The 17,705-nt window shown below is 38.3% G+C and carries 18 protein-coding genes; 4 read left to right on the top strand and 14 right to left on the bottom strand.

The window, feature by feature from the left end; genetic code table 11:
- Positions 1-164: 164 nt before the first annotated feature.
- Together RH061_RS11995 and lgt are read right to left on the bottom strand one after the other, a co-directional pair.
- A complete protein-coding gene (locus RH061_RS11995; protein WP_311070437.1) occupies positions 165-1,070 on the bottom strand; it encodes a C39 family peptidase in 906 nt (301 codons plus the stop codon).
- A 75-nt stretch (positions 1,071-1,145) separates the two neighbouring features.
- Entirely contained in the window at positions 1,146-1,967 is an 822-nt protein-coding gene (gene lgt, locus RH061_RS11990; protein ID WP_311070436.1) for a prolipoprotein diacylglyceryl transferase, read from the bottom strand.
- 396 nt (positions 1,968-2,363) lie between these two features.
- Between lgt and RH061_RS11985 the strand changes: the two genes are divergently transcribed.
- Positions 2,364-2,645, top strand: coding sequence for an AbrB/MazE/SpoVT family DNA-binding domain-containing protein (locus RH061_RS11985; protein ID WP_214904612.1), 282 nt, complete (start codon positions 2,364-2,366; stop codon positions 2,643-2,645).
- A 239-nt stretch (positions 2,646-2,884) separates the two neighbouring features.
- Here the strand turns inward: RH061_RS11985 and RH061_RS11980 are convergent, their stop codons facing one another.
- Complete coding sequence (locus tag RH061_RS11980) at positions 2,885-3,505, bottom strand: class I SAM-dependent methyltransferase (RefSeq protein ID WP_286182737.1); 621 nt, start codon at positions 3,503-3,505, stop codon at positions 2,885-2,887.
- 126 nt (positions 3,506-3,631) lie between these two features.
- Here RH061_RS11980 and RH061_RS11975 point away from each other — a divergent pair, with 126 nt between their 5' ends.
- The gene (locus RH061_RS11975; RefSeq protein WP_311070435.1) at positions 3,632-3,997 is read left to right on the top strand and encodes a hypothetical protein; all 366 of its coding nucleotides are present in this window, start codon (positions 3,632-3,634) and stop codon (positions 3,995-3,997) included.
- 301 nt (positions 3,998-4,298) lie between these two features.
- On the opposite strand, the gene RH061_RS11970 is transcribed toward RH061_RS11975, so the two are convergent.
- The 5 genes from RH061_RS11970 to RH061_RS11950 form a co-directional block, all read right to left on the bottom strand.
- Positions 4,299-4,583 (bottom strand): SHOCT domain-containing protein, encoded by a 285-nt coding sequence (locus RH061_RS11970; RefSeq protein ID WP_214904604.1) that lies wholly within the window; start codon positions 4,581-4,583, stop codon positions 4,299-4,301.
- Positions 4,584-4,602: 19 nt separating this feature from the next.
- Entirely contained in the window at positions 4,603-4,788 is a 186-nt protein-coding gene (locus tag RH061_RS11965; RefSeq protein ID WP_214904601.1) for an SHOCT domain-containing protein, read from the bottom strand.
- Positions 4,789-4,847: 59 nt separating this feature from the next.
- Complete coding sequence (locus tag RH061_RS11960; RefSeq protein ID WP_286182736.1) at positions 4,848-5,282, bottom strand: hypothetical protein; 435 nt, start codon at positions 5,280-5,282, stop codon at positions 4,848-4,850.
- 47 nt (positions 5,283-5,329) lie between these two features.
- The gene (locus RH061_RS11955) at positions 5,330-5,578 is read right to left on the bottom strand and encodes an SHOCT domain-containing protein (RefSeq protein WP_286182735.1); all 249 of its coding nucleotides are present in this window, start codon (positions 5,576-5,578) and stop codon (positions 5,330-5,332) included.
- Positions 5,579-5,653: 75 nt separating this feature from the next.
- Positions 5,654-5,878: an SHOCT domain-containing protein gene (locus tag RH061_RS11950; protein ID WP_311070434.1), complete on the bottom strand. Its 225-nt coding sequence runs from the start codon at positions 5,876-5,878 to the stop codon at positions 5,654-5,656.
- A 1,307-nt stretch (positions 5,879-7,185) separates the two neighbouring features.
- Between RH061_RS11950 and RH061_RS11945 the strand changes: the two genes are divergently transcribed.
- Complete coding sequence (locus RH061_RS11945) at positions 7,186-7,665, top strand: toll/interleukin-1 receptor domain-containing protein (protein WP_286182734.1); 480 nt, start codon at positions 7,186-7,188, stop codon at positions 7,663-7,665.
- Positions 7,666-8,329: 664 nt separating this feature from the next.
- A complete protein-coding gene (ltrA, locus tag RH061_RS11940; protein WP_311070432.1) occupies positions 8,330-9,589 on the top strand; it encodes a group II intron reverse transcriptase/maturase in 1,260 nt (419 codons plus the stop codon).
- A gap of 272 nt (positions 9,590-9,861) precedes the next feature.
- On the opposite strand, the gene RH061_RS11935 is transcribed toward ltrA, so the two are convergent.
- The 6 genes from RH061_RS11935 to RH061_RS11910 all read right to left on the bottom strand — a co-directional run bounded on the left by RH061_RS11935 (position 9,862) and on the right by RH061_RS11910 (position 17,544).
- The gene (locus RH061_RS11935; protein ID WP_311070431.1) at positions 9,862-11,808 is read right to left on the bottom strand and encodes an ATP-dependent nuclease; all 1,947 of its coding nucleotides are present in this window, start codon (positions 11,806-11,808) and stop codon (positions 9,862-9,864) included.
- Between the two features lie 399 nt (positions 11,809-12,207).
- Positions 12,208-12,426 (bottom strand): hypothetical protein, encoded by a 219-nt coding sequence (locus RH061_RS11930; protein WP_311070430.1) that lies wholly within the window; start codon positions 12,424-12,426, stop codon positions 12,208-12,210.
- A 466-nt stretch (positions 12,427-12,892) separates the two neighbouring features.
- Positions 12,893-13,909 carry an ABC transporter ATP-binding protein gene (locus RH061_RS11925; RefSeq protein ID WP_311070429.1) on the bottom strand — a complete coding sequence of 339 codons (1,017 nt, stop codon included), beginning with the start codon at positions 13,907-13,909 and terminating at the stop codon, positions 12,893-12,895.
- Positions 13,910-13,938: 29 nt separating this feature from the next.
- Positions 13,939-14,856: an ABC transporter permease gene (locus RH061_RS11920; RefSeq protein WP_311076385.1), complete on the bottom strand. Its 918-nt coding sequence runs from the start codon at positions 14,854-14,856 to the stop codon at positions 13,939-13,941.
- Positions 14,857-14,859: 3 nt separating this feature from the next.
- On the bottom strand, positions 14,860-15,789 hold the full coding sequence (locus RH061_RS11915) for an ABC transporter permease (RefSeq protein ID WP_214705850.1): 930 nt from the start codon (positions 15,787-15,789) through the stop codon (positions 14,860-14,862).
- 99 nt (positions 15,790-15,888) lie between these two features.
- Positions 15,889-17,544: a peptide ABC transporter substrate-binding protein gene (locus RH061_RS11910; protein WP_311070428.1), complete on the bottom strand. Its 1,656-nt coding sequence runs from the start codon at positions 17,542-17,544 to the stop codon at positions 15,889-15,891.
- Between the last annotated feature and the right edge of the window lie 161 nt (positions 17,545-17,705).

The following is a 17,705-nucleotide window of genomic DNA, read 5'->3' as shown; positions in this document are numbered from 1 at the left end:
TTACATTTCTCTTTATTAAAATTGATGAAAACTTTCTTGTCATAGAAGTTCGCATTTTTACATTTGTTAGAAAGAAAGATTTACATTATCCAAAAATCACAAAATGTGTATGGATGGTTAGCTAGTAGGTATTAATTAAATTCGTGCTAACCTAATTAACACCTTTATTCAGAAATCTGAGAATCAGGTAAAATGATTATGGCTTGCTTGCCCATTTGCTCCCAGGCCTCTTCAAAACTGTTGTATGGTTCTTTCCTGTTTTTTAATCCCGTGATAGGATCGTTAAAGTATATATATTTATCGTCGTAACCAGTAATTAGCACTGAATGTTCTTTGTATGTGATTGATACCGGTCCAGAGGGTGTTATCCATTCCTCAAAAGAAGAGGCCGGCAACTTCTTATAGGTTGTATTTATGATCACCCATATCGGAAGGTCCAAGGATAAATAGGTTTTAATTTCGGAAAAGTCAGCCCCCGTTATATCCTTTACTTTACCAGGTAAGTATTTTTCTGCTAGCTCAGTTATTGGTCTGTGGTAAACACCAAATCCGGGTTTCTTATAGGTATACATATCCCCAATATAGCCATCGTTTGGATGTCCCCAGTAAGTTACACCCTCTCTTTTTTTGAGCAACACTGGATTCTTCTTAATGCCTGAAGCTAATTCCATTTTATCCACATCAATATCATTGTATTGAAGCAACATTGCAAGACTAGTTACTTCACATCCTCGTGGAAGTTCCGGAAATTGTTTTACCACCGGTGCGTCAAGAAGCACTTTATCCTTTATTCTTACAATCACATTTTCCTTTATTGGTCCCTCGTTTTCATCCGGTTCCTTCATTGAAGTTGCTTGATTTACAACATTCCCTCCCATTGCAAATACCTTATCAAGTGATTCACCGTTCCGATAAAGAAAATATGTATATGCGATTTGGTAAGCAATTGTGAGTATTACCATAACGATTGCATGCCTTAAAATACCGTTCTTAATCTTTGTACTCCCCCTGCCTGTAAATTTTTTAACCATGTTATCATTAAATTTAGGAGAATTTATGCAGGGTGTCATTTTCTTATCTTTTTGGTATTCTTCACTTAAAACCCCAGAACTCTGGGGAGTCTGGGGGTATGATATGTGTTTAAGCTACTGAGTAGCAGAACTTTCTTTATAAGACTCCTCTGCCAATCCTTTACGCCTTCGATACAAGGCGATTGAAAGAGAAAGGCCAATCAAAACCAGTGACATGACTTGGGCTATTCTTAATCCATCCGTTACCATAAGACTGTCCGTCCTCAATCCCTCCACAAAAAACCTGCCTACTGAATACCAAATGAGATAAGAAAGGAAAACTTCTCCCCGCTTGACTCCGAACTTTCTGATGGCAAGGAGTACAAAAAAACCTGAAAGATTCCATAAAGATTCATACAAAAAGGTTGGGTGGTAATACGCTCCTTCTATATACATCTGGTTAATAATCCAGTCTGGCAGCATTAAATCTTCAAGAAATGTTCTTGTCACCTCTGTTCCATGCGCTTCCTGGTTCATGAAGTTTCCCCATCGACCAATGGCCTGCCCGAGAATAATGCTAGGAGCAGCTATGTCAGCGAGCTGCCAGAAAGAAATTTCTTTTTTTCGTGCGTACACTATCGAGGTTGCTACCGCACCGATCAATCCTCCATGGATGGCGATGCCGCCTTCCCAGATTGCTAGAATCTGTCCTGGATTATCCAAATAGTAATCTAGTTTGAATAATACGTAATATAACCGAGCACTAAGGAGAGAAATTGGAATCGCCCAAAGAAGTAAATCTGAAAAGACATCGGGGTGCAACCCTCTTCTTTTTGCTTCTTTTGTAGCAAGTAACCATCCTAAGAAAATCCCAAAGCCGATAATTATGCCGTACCAATAAATAGTGATAGGGCCTAATTCCAATGCTATTCGATTAATTGGTTCAAAGTTTCCCATCTATTTCACCTCTTCTATGTCATTCTCTGTCATCATACCTTGTATTTATGGATTTTGTATGGAGGGGAACAAAGAACATTGATTTTCCCTTATTCGGCATTAGCTAGAAAGAAAGAATAGTGACTAGCTGTTTATAAATGAAGAAACGGCTGTATGCGGGCCGTTTCTTCGAGGGAAGTTAAGGAGTAACCACCCTACATGTTAGCGTATATTTGTGCAATAACTATGGATATTCAACCATTCTTCTCAACTTGGGCTGGACTTTTCTTAATACATTTTGGATTTTATATATATTGATTAACCCCTGCATACTTTCTACTCATTTATTCGATACCATAGGTTAATAAAACTTTGTGAAAAGCACAGAGTAGAAATCCTTAATTGGAGTGAGAAGTTATGCTAATCAGGAAACTTTATAATAATGGCCAAATCGTCATACCGAAGAAAGTGACACAAGAACTCGGAATTGAAGATGGTCACGTGCTTTATATTTATAACGAAAAAGATACTATTGTTATTGAGAAAGACCACGAAGATAAATACTTAAATCAGGCAACACTAAATAATGGTAACTTAACGATACCTTGTGAACTACGTAAATTGCTAAATTGGGAAGGGGAAAATTTCCTGGAAATGGAGGTAAGCTCAAACAACAAAATTAACCTTAAGAAAATTTGATTTAAGCTCAATGGTAAAACCCTAATGCATTTTATTAAAAGTAATAATATTTCAGATACAACCTCGACAGACACTGAAATGTCAATTATACCGTCATGTTCTGTACTAGGCTTACCTTATGTATTTATTGGATAATTTTGCTTTAGTAACACAAATAGTTAATCAATGATTAAGTCAAAATAATTAAAAACCCCAAACAAAAAACGGTTCTGTTTTTGAACCGTTTTTGTTACATTGATCTATTTATTTGGAGAAAGCAACAGTCTTCTCATTATTGACCCCATTAGTCTTTCTTCGCCAACAACTGACAATCCTGCTGATTTAATGTTTGCCATTGTCTCCCGGTTTATATTTGCTCCCCACATTCCCACTGTTATTGGATTCAGTATATCCATTACAAGTCCTGCCGCCTGGTTTTCGCTTCTCATATGCTCAAGCATAAGAATCTGTCCGTCCGGTTTGCAAACTCTTCTCAGTTCTTCTAGACCCACAATCGGGTCTGGTACAGAGCAAAACACACAGGTAGATACTACCGTATCGAAGCTATTGTCCGGAAAGGGCAGTTCCTGGATGTCTCCCTCTATTAGTTCCATTTTATAAGACGCATTAAGTTGTGACGCTTTCTGTTTTGCATACTTTAACATATCGCTGCTGAAATCCACTCCAATCAAGGATTGAATATTATTCGGATAAAAAGATAGGTTCGCCCCAGTCCCTACCCCTGCTTCCATGACATCACCATATGCGCCAGCCAGTAGGTCTCTCCTCCAATCTTCTCGAATCATTCTATCCATTCTGTCATAAATTTTTGAAACTCGGTTGTATCTTTTTTTAATTTTCTCATTTAATTCCTGTTTCAATGAAACCATCCTCTCTGATTACGGATTAGTGACCATTATACTGGCAAATTGTGCACAAAGAATGAATAAAGTATTTCTAGTTCCATTTTTGAACCTTTATAATATAATTTTAGTGAGGTGAAAAAAATGTGTGTTTCTCATCATAATATCGACCAGATATCATACCATACCGCCGAACAAATCGTGCAATTCACAGTTTATCGCCCGTTGCATATTGAATTGATCGGGGAAGGCAGCTTTGCCATTGAAGCAGGCAAACCCTTTCCATTTGAGAACCACGGAGTGATTTCAAAAATCGTACTGGCTGATAAGGATGGTAACCTGTACCGAATTGAGCCAGATGAAATCGGACTTCAGTTTGCTCGCGGAGAGATTGATTACAAAGAATATTTAAATCAACAGAAAAAGGGAAACCGGCAACTGATTGGTCTGACACTAGGACTCATCACTCTGTTTGCAACAGCAGGTTGGGGATTTGTTTCGCTTTTCTAAAAATAGTCATGGTAAAACTGATGAAAAGAAAGCTGCCGTTTGGCAGCTTTCTTTTAGAGTAGGTTTTTAGAAATTATTTCATATTCACTCTGAGAAATCTCGCCTTTGACGTAGCGCAGTTTCAGAGCTTCAGAAGGAGAATCCTTTTGTATTGAATCTTGCTTCTGCTTTTTGAAAGAGTACATAAGGTCAACAAACAGCTTCCTTGTCATCTTGATTAGTCTGAACAGATCTCGAGTCCTCAATAAATAATAGAAGACTATGGCTGCTAATATAAGAGTCACCACTTCATTCACCTCGATTACGATTTAATCGATTTTAAAATTTGCTGGAATTCATCTAAGGTGATCTCTCCTCTTGCGTATCTTAACTTTGCCATTTCTTCGGCTTCTATTGATTGGATATTCCCTGAATCCGCCTTGGGTAGAAACTGGTTTTTCATCAGAAAATATACTCCAATTGCAATTAGAACAAGAAAAATTAAAGTAGACGAGTTAAAGTATGGCATCATTCCAAACTGGGTGAAGCCGGATGGACCGCTATATCCATAACCATTTATAAAAGAACCCATGTGACCGTTCATCATTTGTCATTGCTCCTCCATATTAAATGAGATTTTTCAGTTTAACGTATTCTTCCTCAGTAATTTTGCCTGCAGCATACCTCAAATCAATGGTCTGTCTGGCCGAGGTATTATCTGGAACGTGAGTACCCATCTTCCCAAACCATTTTTGTAAATCGCCTGTTTTGTAAAGGTAAAAACCTATTGCCAAGATCAACAGTGTAAACATTGTTTCAATCCTCCTGAATTTTGGTCTTAAGGGCCGGAAGACCGGCCCTCAGTAAGATTTTATAAGCCCATGTTCCCCATACCCTGGAAATTCCGGCTGTCAGATGCGCCACCTGTACCATGCATCCCTTTATACATATCCTCAAGGTCTTTAGTGCTCAAATCAGGATGCATTTGCTGCATATATGGCTTCATTTGCCCAAAGTTGATATTCTGGTCATCCATGAATTTTTGCATATCATCAAAATCTCCTGATTCCATCATTTGATTCATCTCATCGATATTTACACCCTGTTCACCCATGAACTCCTGCATATTTTCAAAGTTGCCCTCACCCATGATGTTAGCCATATTCTTGAAATCAATTCCCTGCTCCTTCATAAGATCAGCAGGATTAACTGCATTTTCCTTCGCGGATGCCATATACAATCCTGTACCTCCTGTTGCGATAAGGGCTGCTGCTAATGCGCCAGTAATAATTGTCTTTTTCATCATAATAAACACTCCTATTTTTTTATTTTTATAAGTTTTTTTAAAACTTTTTATAAAAGGTTTGCTTTCATTTTTTCGAATTCTTCGACAGTGATTTCTCCTCTTGCCAACCTGCCCTTGGCAAGATCAATTGCTTGATTGTTCACTGCCTGGAGTGGAAGCGTTTGTTCACTCCTTCTATTCTGGTTGAAAGCCAGATATAGCAGATAGCCGACTGCCAGGAAAACTATTATCATCATCAAGGATCCACCTCCCATCCCGAAGCCTCCAAAGTAACCATACCCAGGTCCCATCATCATTTCCTTCTCTCCTTTCCATTTCTTTATACTTTCATTCTCTTTTAAAAATTTGTAGAAAGTATGAAGCGAAAACTGTTATTTTGAAACAATGTCTTTCATCTTTTGGTACTCTTCCGGGGTGATGTCCCCTTGTGCCAGCCGCATCTTCAATTGTTCCATTGCTTTACTAGAATCAGGCAGATTCGACCCATCTGATTTCTTCCTGTTCTTCAACATGTAGATCAAAAGACCAACCAACAGTAAACCAATTAGTAAGCCAATCGGTCCGCAGCCAGCTGCTGCAAAACCAGGTCCCATCATGATAGCCCCTCCTTTCTGGTGATGAAGTTTGTTTCTATGCTTTAAATATAAAAGCGAATCATGGAGAAAGTATGTAGAGTGAAAAAATTATAAAGAACATCAAATATAGGAGATAATATCGATTGTACTTATTGTCCTCACTATTCGGGCTGTTCCCGGAATAACTGAATAACTTACTTTTTGTAATAAAAATGTTGGCCGCTACTGGCTGTAATAAACCTTACAGTTAGCCGCCACTCTATCCTTCTATGCACATTTGTATCTATCTATAGATTATTATCAGTATGAGTATTGGGGTGGATAATACTTGCAATTGGATCTAGTAAAATTTATCCTTCTATCTAAATGATTTATTTGAACTTCTTTTCCCCATCACTGGGAGCGTTGAAAGAGAAATCCAATATATAATAGGCTGGACGAGTTATGCCAAATCATATTAATGGTTGGACTACAAGCCAGTTATCACCTTGATCTTACAGATCTACATTAACCACTTTTCCTTCCTGGTACATTGAAATCAAAAAAAAGCGTAACCCGTTAAAAAACTAAAGGGTTCCGTTTTGAGGATGTTTTCTAAAAATACGTGCCGAAATGACAGTTGTATTGCATCGTTATTTATATATAAAAAAGTAAAACTCGCCATTTAATTGGCGAGTTTCTTTATTAGGAATACCAAAGCCTTATTTAACTAAAGCACCCGTTCAGCTTAAGTACAATATTTCACATTCTTTATGACACCTTCAGAAACTTAAACCCTTAAATGTGTTATCCATGCCAAAAGACGCCTTCTTATTCAAGAAAAGCGCCCAATAATGGAATAACAAGATAGTGACTACTACCTTTTGCTCGTTAAACTAATGTTTCCTGTAAGCGTGGTATGGATAAAAATGGAAATTAATGCATATTAGTTCTCTTTGCTAATATCCAATGCCCTGAGTTCAAATTTTACAGGAAAGATTTTCCCCATAGGCTCTCAAAACAACAGTTACTTACTTTCCATGATGAAAGGTAGGGTAGCTTAAATATTCTGTCTTTTATTGGTAAAAAGTGATATAATTTGTCAGAACTATTCAATTAATTAGAGAGGTAGAAACATGGTTAGATGTACAGCTCCAGTAAGGGGACATGGCTCAGCGAGTGCCGCAGCCAACTGTCCAGCATGTAGAGGGCGTTATGGGGGCTACAAGTCGTACTCGTACTCGCCCCCTTCTTACTCCTCGTCCCTGACAAATGGGAGCGTCCGAAGCAGCGGCGGAGTTTCCGTCCGCAGTTCAAAACCCCGCTGGTCAGGATCAGGTTCTGCCATATTGTACACACCTGAAGAAGTTCGGGCACTCACACCAGTCCGCAACAGCGTCGAAAACCTGGCAAATCAGCCTGACCTTCGGGACGTCTTCCTCTGCCATGCGTGGGACGACCGGAAGGGGGCAGCTAAGGAGCTGCACGATCTGCTTGAGTCACACGGTGTCTCCGTCTGGTTTAGCGAGAAAGACGTTGGCCTCGGTGTGCCGTTACTTCGCGCCATCGACAAAGGCTTGGCAAACTCACGAGTTGGGATTGTGCTGGTGACCCCTGCATTGCTACGCCGCCTCCCAACAGAGGGCATCGCCGACAAAGAACTTTCGGCACTCCTCGCGGGTGATCGGCTCGTTCCGATTGTGCACGCTACAACGTATGAAGCTCTTCGCGAAGTCAGTCCCTTACTCGGATCGCGAAGCGGTCTAAACACAGCAGAAGAGCCAATGGCAGAAGTAGCGGCCAAGCTCGCAGAGCTAGTCGCCCTCTAAACTCTGTTGGCCTACCGAAGTTTACTGTTCAGATGGGCTACATGGACTCGGTTACTTGACGAACGCGGTTGTACCTATAGTTAAACCCACTGCAATTGCATTGGGTTTTTTCTGTGCGCCCGGCATGGGTGCAGTCTATAGGGTGTAAGTCCCGAGCCATGAAGGCAGTAGTAGTGGTTAGCTTAACGCAAGGGTGTCCGCGGTGACGCGGAATCTGAAGGAAGCGAGCGGCAAACCTCCGGTCTGAGGAACACGAACTTCATATAAGGCTAGGTACCATTGGATGAGTTTGCAGAACAAAACAAAGTCCTTACTGCCGAAGGTGGTACAGAGTAAATGAAGCAGATAGATGGAGGGAAAGACTGTACTCTTACCCGGGGAGGTCTGATTGGAAAGCCAAGTACACTTGGTAACCTATCTAGCAATAGATAGCTGAACAATCAGAAGTCAGCAGAGGTCATAGTACTTTACCGGCTCGAGACGGTAAGGGAAGGACTGAACAATTAGGAAGAACGAGAACTAGGCATACAATTCCTGTGTAGAAGCAGACAATCCGAAAGGACTTACTTGAAGGAGGAAGTGGTGAATCCACAGGGGACTTCATGAGGGTGGAGCAGGAATAACATAATTAGATTTCTACGTTCACGTCGAAAGGAAATATCACATGTTAATGAATCTGATTCTATCACGGGAAAACTTAATAGAAGCACTTAAACGTGTGGAGAAGAACAAAGGGAGTCACGGCATAGATGGAATGTCCGTAAAATCCCTACGAAGACATCTCTATGAGAACTGGGACACCCTTTGTGATTCTTTAAGGAAAGGTACCTATCAACCTAACCCAGTACGTCGAGTCGAAATCCCGAAACCGAACGGTGGAGTAAGGTTACTTGGAATACCTACCGTGATAGATCGTTTCATCCAACAGGCAATCGCCCAAGTTTTAACTCCGCTTTTTGACCCAACCTTCTCGGAACATAGTTATGGGTTTAGGCCAAGCCGAAGAGGCCATGACGCTGTACGTAAAGCAAGGGGATATATAAGTGAAGGTTACAGATGGGTGATTGACATGGACTTGGAGAAGTTCTTTGACAAAGTGAATCATGACAAGCTGATGGGGATATTGGCAAGCAGAATCCAAGACCGATTGGTCTTGAAGCTAATTCGAAAATATCTCCAAGCAGGAATCATGATAAATGGTGTAGTCTACGATGCAGAAGAAGGAACACCACAAGGAGGTCCCCTGAGCCCTCTTCTTTCGAATATACTTTTGGATAAGCTTGATAAAGAACTAGAAAGGAGAGGTCACAAGTTTGTCCGATACGCCGATGATTGTAATATTTACATGAAATCGAAGAAAGCTGGAGAACGAGTAATGAACTCCATTACATGCTTCATTGAGCAGAAATTAAAGCTCAAAGTAAACAGAGGGAAATCAGCGGTTGACCGCCCGTGGAAACGAAAATTCCTTGGCTTTAGCTTTACGGTTAATAAGAAACCGAAGGTTCGAATAGCCAACGAAAGTGTTAAAAGGCTAAAAGCTAAAATACGAAAGTTAACATCCCGTTCTAAACCAATCCCCATGGAAGTTAGAATTGAGAAATTGAATCAATTTCTAACGGGATGGTGTGGATATTTTGCATTAGCTGATACACCAAGTAAATTCAAAGAATTTGATGAGTGGATTAGAAGAAGACTCCGTATGATTGAATGGAAACAATGGAAGAACCCGAAGACAAGAGTAAGAAAACTCAAAAGTCTTGGCGTTCCAGACCAAAAGGCATACGAATGGGGAAATTCCAGAAAGAAATTTTGGAGAATTGCCTCAAGTCCAATCTTACACAAAACCCTCGATAACTCTTATTGGAGTCATCGAGGGCTCAAAAGTCTATATCAAAGATATGAATTTCTACGTCACACTTAATTGAACCGCCGTATACCGAACGGTACGTACGGTGGTGTGAGAGGTCGGGGGTTAGTCACCCCCTCCTACTCGATTTGTCGGGAAGGAATAAAGTTTTCTGCAACTGACAGCTTCGAACTAAATGCTCCGTTTGCTCAATAAGGAAATTCAAGAAAAGATGTGGCTAATTCTTCTTGGAGCAACCCATCCGTTACATTTAGTACACCCCTCTTCAGCATTTTTAAATGTTTTTAATATAAAAAAGAAGAGTAAAACTACTTTCTTTTTGTCTGTTATTGCACTTGTTTCTGTGGAACTAGCTCTGTAATAATTTCTTCGACCACGTTTATTATATCGCTCATTCTTGTTTCTTTGAGCAGCATAATATCTAAAGTTTCTACTATCTTTATTATAGGGTCCTCCAAAGCTACCCACTCTTGTATCAATTTGTTTCTTGTTGCTTTAACTGATTCGCTGGCACGATAATGTGTATCAAGAATATAATTTATTGCTTGTTGAGGCCTATCTAAATCACTAAACATAATCTTAGGTTTAAAATATGCTTTGAAGTGTTGCTTCTTTCCGAAACTATTTTGCCTTAATAAGGCTAAGGCTGTTTCATAGGCAAGAAAGTAACAATCACATAATTCCTTTAGATTTTCAGATCCCAACTTTGGAAATACTGTTGATAATATGATCGGATCCAAAAAGTAAGATTCAATGGCATATTCCTGGAGAATTTTTATTCGTCTTTCATCAATCGTTACCCCATTATCAGTACCTTTTTTAACTAGTGAAGCTTTTCTAGTTGGTATTTCTTCTCCGTCAGAGTCAGTTATCACCCAATATGGAGTTTTAACTACATCTTTATGTAAAATCTTAGCGTTGGCATAAAAATCCATTTTGTCATAACCATCTGTTTGGATAATATCAATCTCTTTCATTGTTAAATCGCCGTCTAAGCCCATATTTGTTGCTACTTTGTTAATTAATGCACTGAATAAATTGTTATCGTCTTTTCCCTCTACGAACAATACAGCATTTTTATTTAGTATATCTGATACTTGAATACCAAGCTCTTCAATAATGGTGGTTGCTGTAGCATCCATAATACTCGATATTCCACCTACCTTATTTATACAATGAATATTTTGCTGGTCAATCTTGCTAATAATAATTGGTGAGTGGGTAGTTAACAATACTTGATTTTTCTTACTTATTTTTACCAAAGTATTAATCATTTTACGTTGAAGTGAAGGATGCAAGTAAACTTCTGGTTCTTCAATTAGTAAAATCAAATTGCTGTCACTCATCATTTTTATATAAGTTTGTAGGATGGATAAAATCATCATACTTTGAAGTCCAGTTCCACAAGATAATATATCAATTTCCTTATGGGGCATATCCCTATCAATAAGTACTGTCTTGTATTTAAAATCGAATTTAAAACTTTCTTCAATTTTGACTTTAACAGAAAGCGTATCAGTACTGATTGCTTCCTGAAAGTGTGTTGTTAAATCGGTTGATAAATTTCGGCATTGTTCCTCTTCATTAGTTGATATCAGTGCCTTTATTTCTCCATAAGTTAATTTATCTCGTGAATTAGGAAGTTTCACGAAATTTTCTTCTTCCTGTTGCTCTTGTAATAATGAAATTAGTTCTTTCATATTGGATTTAGTTCCAGCAGTAGTTTCTTTATCGGGTGTTCTTATAGCAGATATTACCTTAATGGGGGGAATTAATTTACAAAAATCGTTTTTTACCACGGTGGAGTCATTTGATAATTTGTATAAACTGTTTCCACGCCTGGGCTTAATTAATTTAATTAATATACTGTCATTCTGATCTAAATCGAGACAAAATTTTTCAGTTGTTTCTGCAAACTTTTGTACTCGCTTTTCCTCCAACTTACGCAGTTCCCTTTCTTCTAGGGTCTGGTTACCTACATTCTCCATAATTTTCATCATTGTTTTGTTATACATTGATTTGTAATTAAAAAAACGTTCAATGTCTTCATTAATGATATTAGAGAATAGTATGCTTATTTCTATATTGTCATCTTTTCCCATATGAAAATCGTCATCATTAATTGTTTTGTCTCCATAAAAGCACTGAATTGCATCCAATAGAGCTGATTTACCATAATTGTTTTTTCCAACGATAGCAGTTAGGTCATCAATATTTGCAATGATGTGGCTAATTGACTTGTAATTCTTGACCTCTACTCTACTTACTTTCATTTCCATTCCTCCCCACTTTTCTACAAGATCTTCCATCTTTAATTATAAAGGAAAATTTAGTGAATAAATGGAGATGGTAAAAAATGTTGTTATATATACATAAAAATAAAAATCTCTTTTTGTTGGCCTTTATTTAAGTAAACTGCATCTTTAGTTGAAGAAGAATCAATAAAATTGATACTCAACACAGAACTGAAATTTACAGATGTTTTGACTAACACATATTGTCCATCATAATAATGATGTCAATTTATATGTCAAAGTTAAAGAAATCCCGCGGAAACCTTTATAAATAAAGAAAAAGACGTATGCCATTTCATACGTCAATTTTTGTGTCATTTATTGTAAAAGCACCTGTAAACGGAACCCTTTATTAAAAAACTGTCTCGCATTCATCGCTTACTTTTCTGCCAGGATAATTTCCTTAAAGTCTACTTGTTCTAGTAGGTTATAGCATTTATAGGAACCATTATTCTCAAACACAACAATCGCCGCAAATGGCTCCCATAAAAAGACTCCAGCTCCCTCACCCCAGCTTCTGCATTCACCGTCAAGGAACATATCCCCTGCTAACAGCCCAAAAACCATTTCGCCGCTTTTCTCCAGTTTAATGAACATTTCATCAACCCTCTCATTTTCATTCTACTTTGATATTAATGTTTAATTATGTAGAAAAAATGGAGTGTCTGAGTTTCTGTACCCTCCTTGTGGAGTGTAGGCCAGACTGTTTGTGGAATCTAAGGCGTGAATGTCCTAGAATACTGGTTATATTTATCGTACCTACTTGCAAATTCATAATATGAGAATAGTGCTACACAAAGGCAAATGGCCACTTGAGTGTTTTAAGAAAGACTAATCTTACCTAGTAGATTCCATCTTCTGAGAAAGAATGTATTCCCCACAGCGGATAATGAAATGAGTACTCTTCCTGCCCCTGCAAGAATGGGATACAATAGCACGACTACTATGACAGATATCAACCACGATATTTTAAAATGAGTGGGGAGTCATTGCTTAAAAAAGAAAGGATATCAATCACCTTTGCTTAGATAAGAAAACAGAGAAAAAAACCCTTTAAGTAAACTCACTGATGAAAATCGTTATATTGAATGTCATCTACTTTTGGCGCTCTTTGATCCATCAACCAACAAACAGAATGATGTGTACTTGATAGGATGGTTTTATTAGGTTGATACAAATCACATACCTCCATTGCAAAGGGACATCGCGAAGTAAAAGCGCAACCTTTTGGAGGATCATGCAAGTCTGGTGGAGTCCCTTCAATCACGGTTAATTGTTGGTTTTTTTCTAAATCAAGATGAGGAACTGATTCTAGCAATCCAATCGTATAGGGGTGTTTTGGATTATAAAAAATTTCGTTTTTCGTTCCACTTTCGACTATTTTACCGGCATACATGATATTCACTCTATCTGAAAACCTTGCAACCACACCTAAATCATGCGTAATGAGAATGATCGCCATACCCATTTTCTCCTGCAGGTCTTTTAATAAATCCAAAATCTGTGCTTGGATGGTTACGTCAAGAGCTGTTGTTGGCTCGTCAGCAATTAACAGATCAGGTTCGCAAATCAAAGCCATTGCAATGGCAACTCGCTGCCTCATTCCTCCACTTAGCTGATGAGGATAAGTTGTACAACAATATATAGGATCCGGGATTCCAACTAGACTAATGATTTCAATTGCCTTTTCATGAGCTAACTTTTTACTATAGCCTTTATGAACGATTAGCCCCTCCGCAATTTGGTCACCCACCTTCATTGTCGGGTTTAAGGAAGTCATGGGATCCTGGAATACCATACCGATCTTTGCCCCACGGATTTTGGAAAGCTGTTTTTTCTTCATTGTGATGATTTCATCCCCGTTAAATAAAATGGACCCCTCGGGGATGGAACATGTTTTCTCAGGAAGCAGTTTCATAATACTTTTAGCAGTAACTGATTTCCCAGACCCGGATTCTCCGACAATTGCGAGGACTTCCCCCTTGTTCACATGAAAGGAAACCCCACGAACAGCGTAGATATTCTGTTTTTTTGAATGAAAATGAACCTGCAGGTCATTAACTTCTAGTAATCTTTTCACATTTATCACCCTTTCATTGAGTAAAAGAGTTATTTTCTGAATTTCGGATCCAGCGCATCCCTCAGACCATCACCCAATACATTAAATGAAAACATCGTTAATGAAATAAATAATGCGGGAAAAAATAGCCTCCATATTTCACCTGTTAATAAGGTGACGAGACCTTCTGATGTCATCGTTCCCCAGCTTGCAAGCGGTACAGGAACACCTAGTCCAAGAAAGCTTAAAGTGGCTTCCGCAAAAATTGCACCAGGAACAGATAATGTCATGCTCACTATTATAGGGCCCATAGCATTTGGAATAAGGTGCTTAAACAAGACCCGAAAAAAACTCCCTCCTAATACTTGGGATGCCATTACAAATTCAGATTCTTTCAATCTCAGTATTTCACCGCGAACTAGACGCGCCATTCCAATCCATCCCGTTGCAGCCATTGCAATTATAATAGTGAGTAATCCAGGCTTTAATACGACCATCAATAAAATTGTCACCAGCAAATGAGGCAGTCCATAAAGTATATCTACGATTCTCATCATCACTTCATCAGTTTTTCCGCCTTTATATGCTGCGATTCCTCCCCATATAATTCCGATTATCAAATCCAAAACTACTGCTGTTATACCAATAAAAAGGGAAATTCTTGCTCCTACCCAGGTCCTGGAAAATAAATCTCTACCTAAATCATCCGTTCCAAACCAATAATCAAATGATGGAGGGAGATTGGAATTTAACAGATTTTGATCTGAATACGAATAGGGAACCAGCATTGGACCTATAATTGCCATTACGATCAAACCAATATTAATGGCAAGTCCAGTCATAGCAAGCTTGTTTTGTCTCAGTACGCTTATCGCATCTATCCAAAACGATTCACTAGGTTTACTATCGGCCTTTTCTTCTTTGTTTTTTTTCTTTAGAACAAAAAGATCGTCTGGCACTTGCTGCATCATCTATCCCCTCCTTTTGATAAGTTTTATTCTTGGATCGATCAGAACGTATGCAAGGTCGACTAATATAATAAAGAATATTAATATAGCACTATAAAAAACAGTCGTTCCCAAAATTAATGGATAATCTCTATCAGTGATGCCCTCAACAAAATATTTCCCCAAGCCTGGAATACCGAAGATTTGTTCTATGACAAAGCTTCCAGTCAATACTGTAGCTGTAATGGGACCAAGTATTGTTACAACTGGAATCATTGCATTACGAAGTACATGCTTAAAAATAAATCTGAAACCAGTCACTCCTTTAGCCATGGCAGTTTGAATATAATCCATCGAAAGTACTTCTAAAATACTTGATCTAGTAAGTCGTGCAATATAAGCCATCGGTGTAACAGCAAGAGCAATGCTTGGCAAAACGGAGTGCTTCCATGTACCCCATGTTGCGACAGGGAACCATTGCAGCTTTATAGCAAAAAAATTGATTAATATTGTAGCAAAAATGAAGCTAGGGACGGAAAGGCCAAGTATGGCAATAATCATCGAAAAATAGTCAATTGCACTATTGTGACGAAAAGCTGCGAGAATACCTAAAACGATACCAAAGAATGCAGCTATAAGAATGGCTTGAATACCTATCATGGCCGAAACAGGAAATCCGTTAGCAATTAATTGGTTAACTGTCTGGTTATCCCATTTGATTGAAGGACCAAAGTCCATCAATAATGCTCCCTTTAGATATTTAAAATATTGTATTAACAAGGGATCATTAAGTCCATAATGCTCTTTTAAGTTTTCAACTACCTGCTCTGGAATACGATTTTCACTTGTAAAAGGATCACCGGGTATTGCGTACATCAATAAAAAGGTAAGCGAAATAATGACAAATAAAGTTAAGATAACACTAATAATTCTCCTGGTAATAAATTGCCGCATATTCCCCCTCCTTTATGATTTTAAGCAAAAACAACTGAAAAAGTGTACTCATTGTACACTCTTTCAGCATTCTAGCCGCTTAGCGCGCCACCATTTTTACTACTTAACACTCGCCTCCCGGAAATCAATTGCCTGAATTGTATACTGATAGACTCCTTCGATATAGTCCTTTTGCAAGTAAACTTTTGTACGGTAATAAAGTGGGGAAATTGCCATTTGGTCTATTAGAACCTTTTCAGCTTCGACCAAATACCCCGCTCGCTTCTCCAGGTTCAATTCCGCTTCTGCTTTTTCCATTAATTGATCGTAATCAGGAATAGAAATGTTGCTATAGTTATAGACATCCCCACTCATGAATTGTCCCATTAAATTGCTTGCATCATCATAGTCTGCGCCAGTACTGTACAAAGCTAATTGGTACTCACCGGCTTGAACATTTTGAACAAATACCTTACGTTCCATCGTTTGGAGCTCTGTATCAATTCCTAAGTTTTTCTTCCACATTTCCTGCATTGCTTGAGAAAGTTTATTGTAAGTATCGTCTGTATAAAAAAGCAGATTAATTTTTGGCAATGTAGAAAGTCCCAGTTCTTCGAGTCCTTCTTTCAGAAGTTGTTTTGCTGTGTCTAAATCATTATCCTTAAACAAGGAGTCTCCAGCTAATTCCCTGAATTCTCCTGCACCACTACTCAATCCTAATGGTATTAAACCAAGAGCGGGAACTTCTCCTCCCTGTGTCACTTTTTCGACCAAAAGTTTTCTATCAAGAGCAAGACCTAATGCTTTACGGATTTTTTCATTTTTAAAAATTCGATCCTCATGATTAAATCTTATATAAGCTAAACTTGCGCTTGGCGCTGTTTTTGCTTCACCTGAAGCGATTAATTTACTTCTTATTGAATTTGGGATATTGGCAGAAAAATCGAGCTCGTTCGATTGGTACATAGCATATTCAGTATTTTGTTCATTCACCATTACCCACTTTAACTTTTCAAGCTTAACTACATCATTGCCCCAATAATTTTCATTTGGAACCATAATTAATTCTTGGCCGTGTTTCCAACTCTCAATTTTAAAAGGTCCGTTAGAAACAAAGGTTTCAGCTTCAGAAGCCCACTCTGGATTTGCCTTATCCGTTTTTTCATGGATCGGTAATAATGTAAAGAAAGCAGTTAAACCTAAGAAAAAGGAAGTAGGTTTTTCTAAAGTAACCTCCAGTGTATACTCATCAATAGCCTTAACTCCCAGCTGTGCCTGATCCTTTAATGAACCTTCATTGTATGCTGCTCCATTTTTAATAAAGAACAAGTTACTGCCAAGAGGTGAAGCTACTTCTGGACGTAAAACCTTCTCCCACGAATAGACAAAATCCTTAGCAGTCACAGGGTCACCATTTGACCATTTAGCATTCTTATTAAAATAGAAAGTATAAACAGCTCCATCATCAGAAATGTCCCACTTTTCTGCGACACCAGGAACTATGTTTCCTTCTTTGTCCAATCGGACCAAACCCTCGAATAATTGATTTGAAATATCCCCTGCAGTCTGGTTATCAATCAGTGCTGGTTCAAGACTAGGCGGTTCACTTAACGCATTGACTGTGATAACTTGCTCTTTATTAGAACTGCTTGTTTTTTCTTCATTCTTTTCTTTATTTGCAGGAGTATTAACTTGACTATTATTACAGGCACTAAATACTAATATCAGTACACAAAGTAAGCTGAAAAATGATAAGCGTTTCCCATAATTAAGCATTGTGTTTCCCCCTATTATGTTCTAGACCCGAAACCTCATCAATCCAAGTAAACCTCTTGATATCTATAAGCAAAACCTCCTACTGTTCTCAATATACATTACCCCTCTATAGTATATGTGGGTGCATCATTAAAATAACTTTTAATAACCATTAAAGGATG

This window comes from Mesobacillus jeotgali (assembly GCF_031759225.1).
Taxonomy (GTDB): Bacteria; Bacillota; Bacilli; order Bacillales; family Cytobacillaceae; genus Mesobacillus; species Mesobacillus jeotgali_B.
This window is presented reverse-complemented; position numbering and strand designations above follow the sequence as displayed.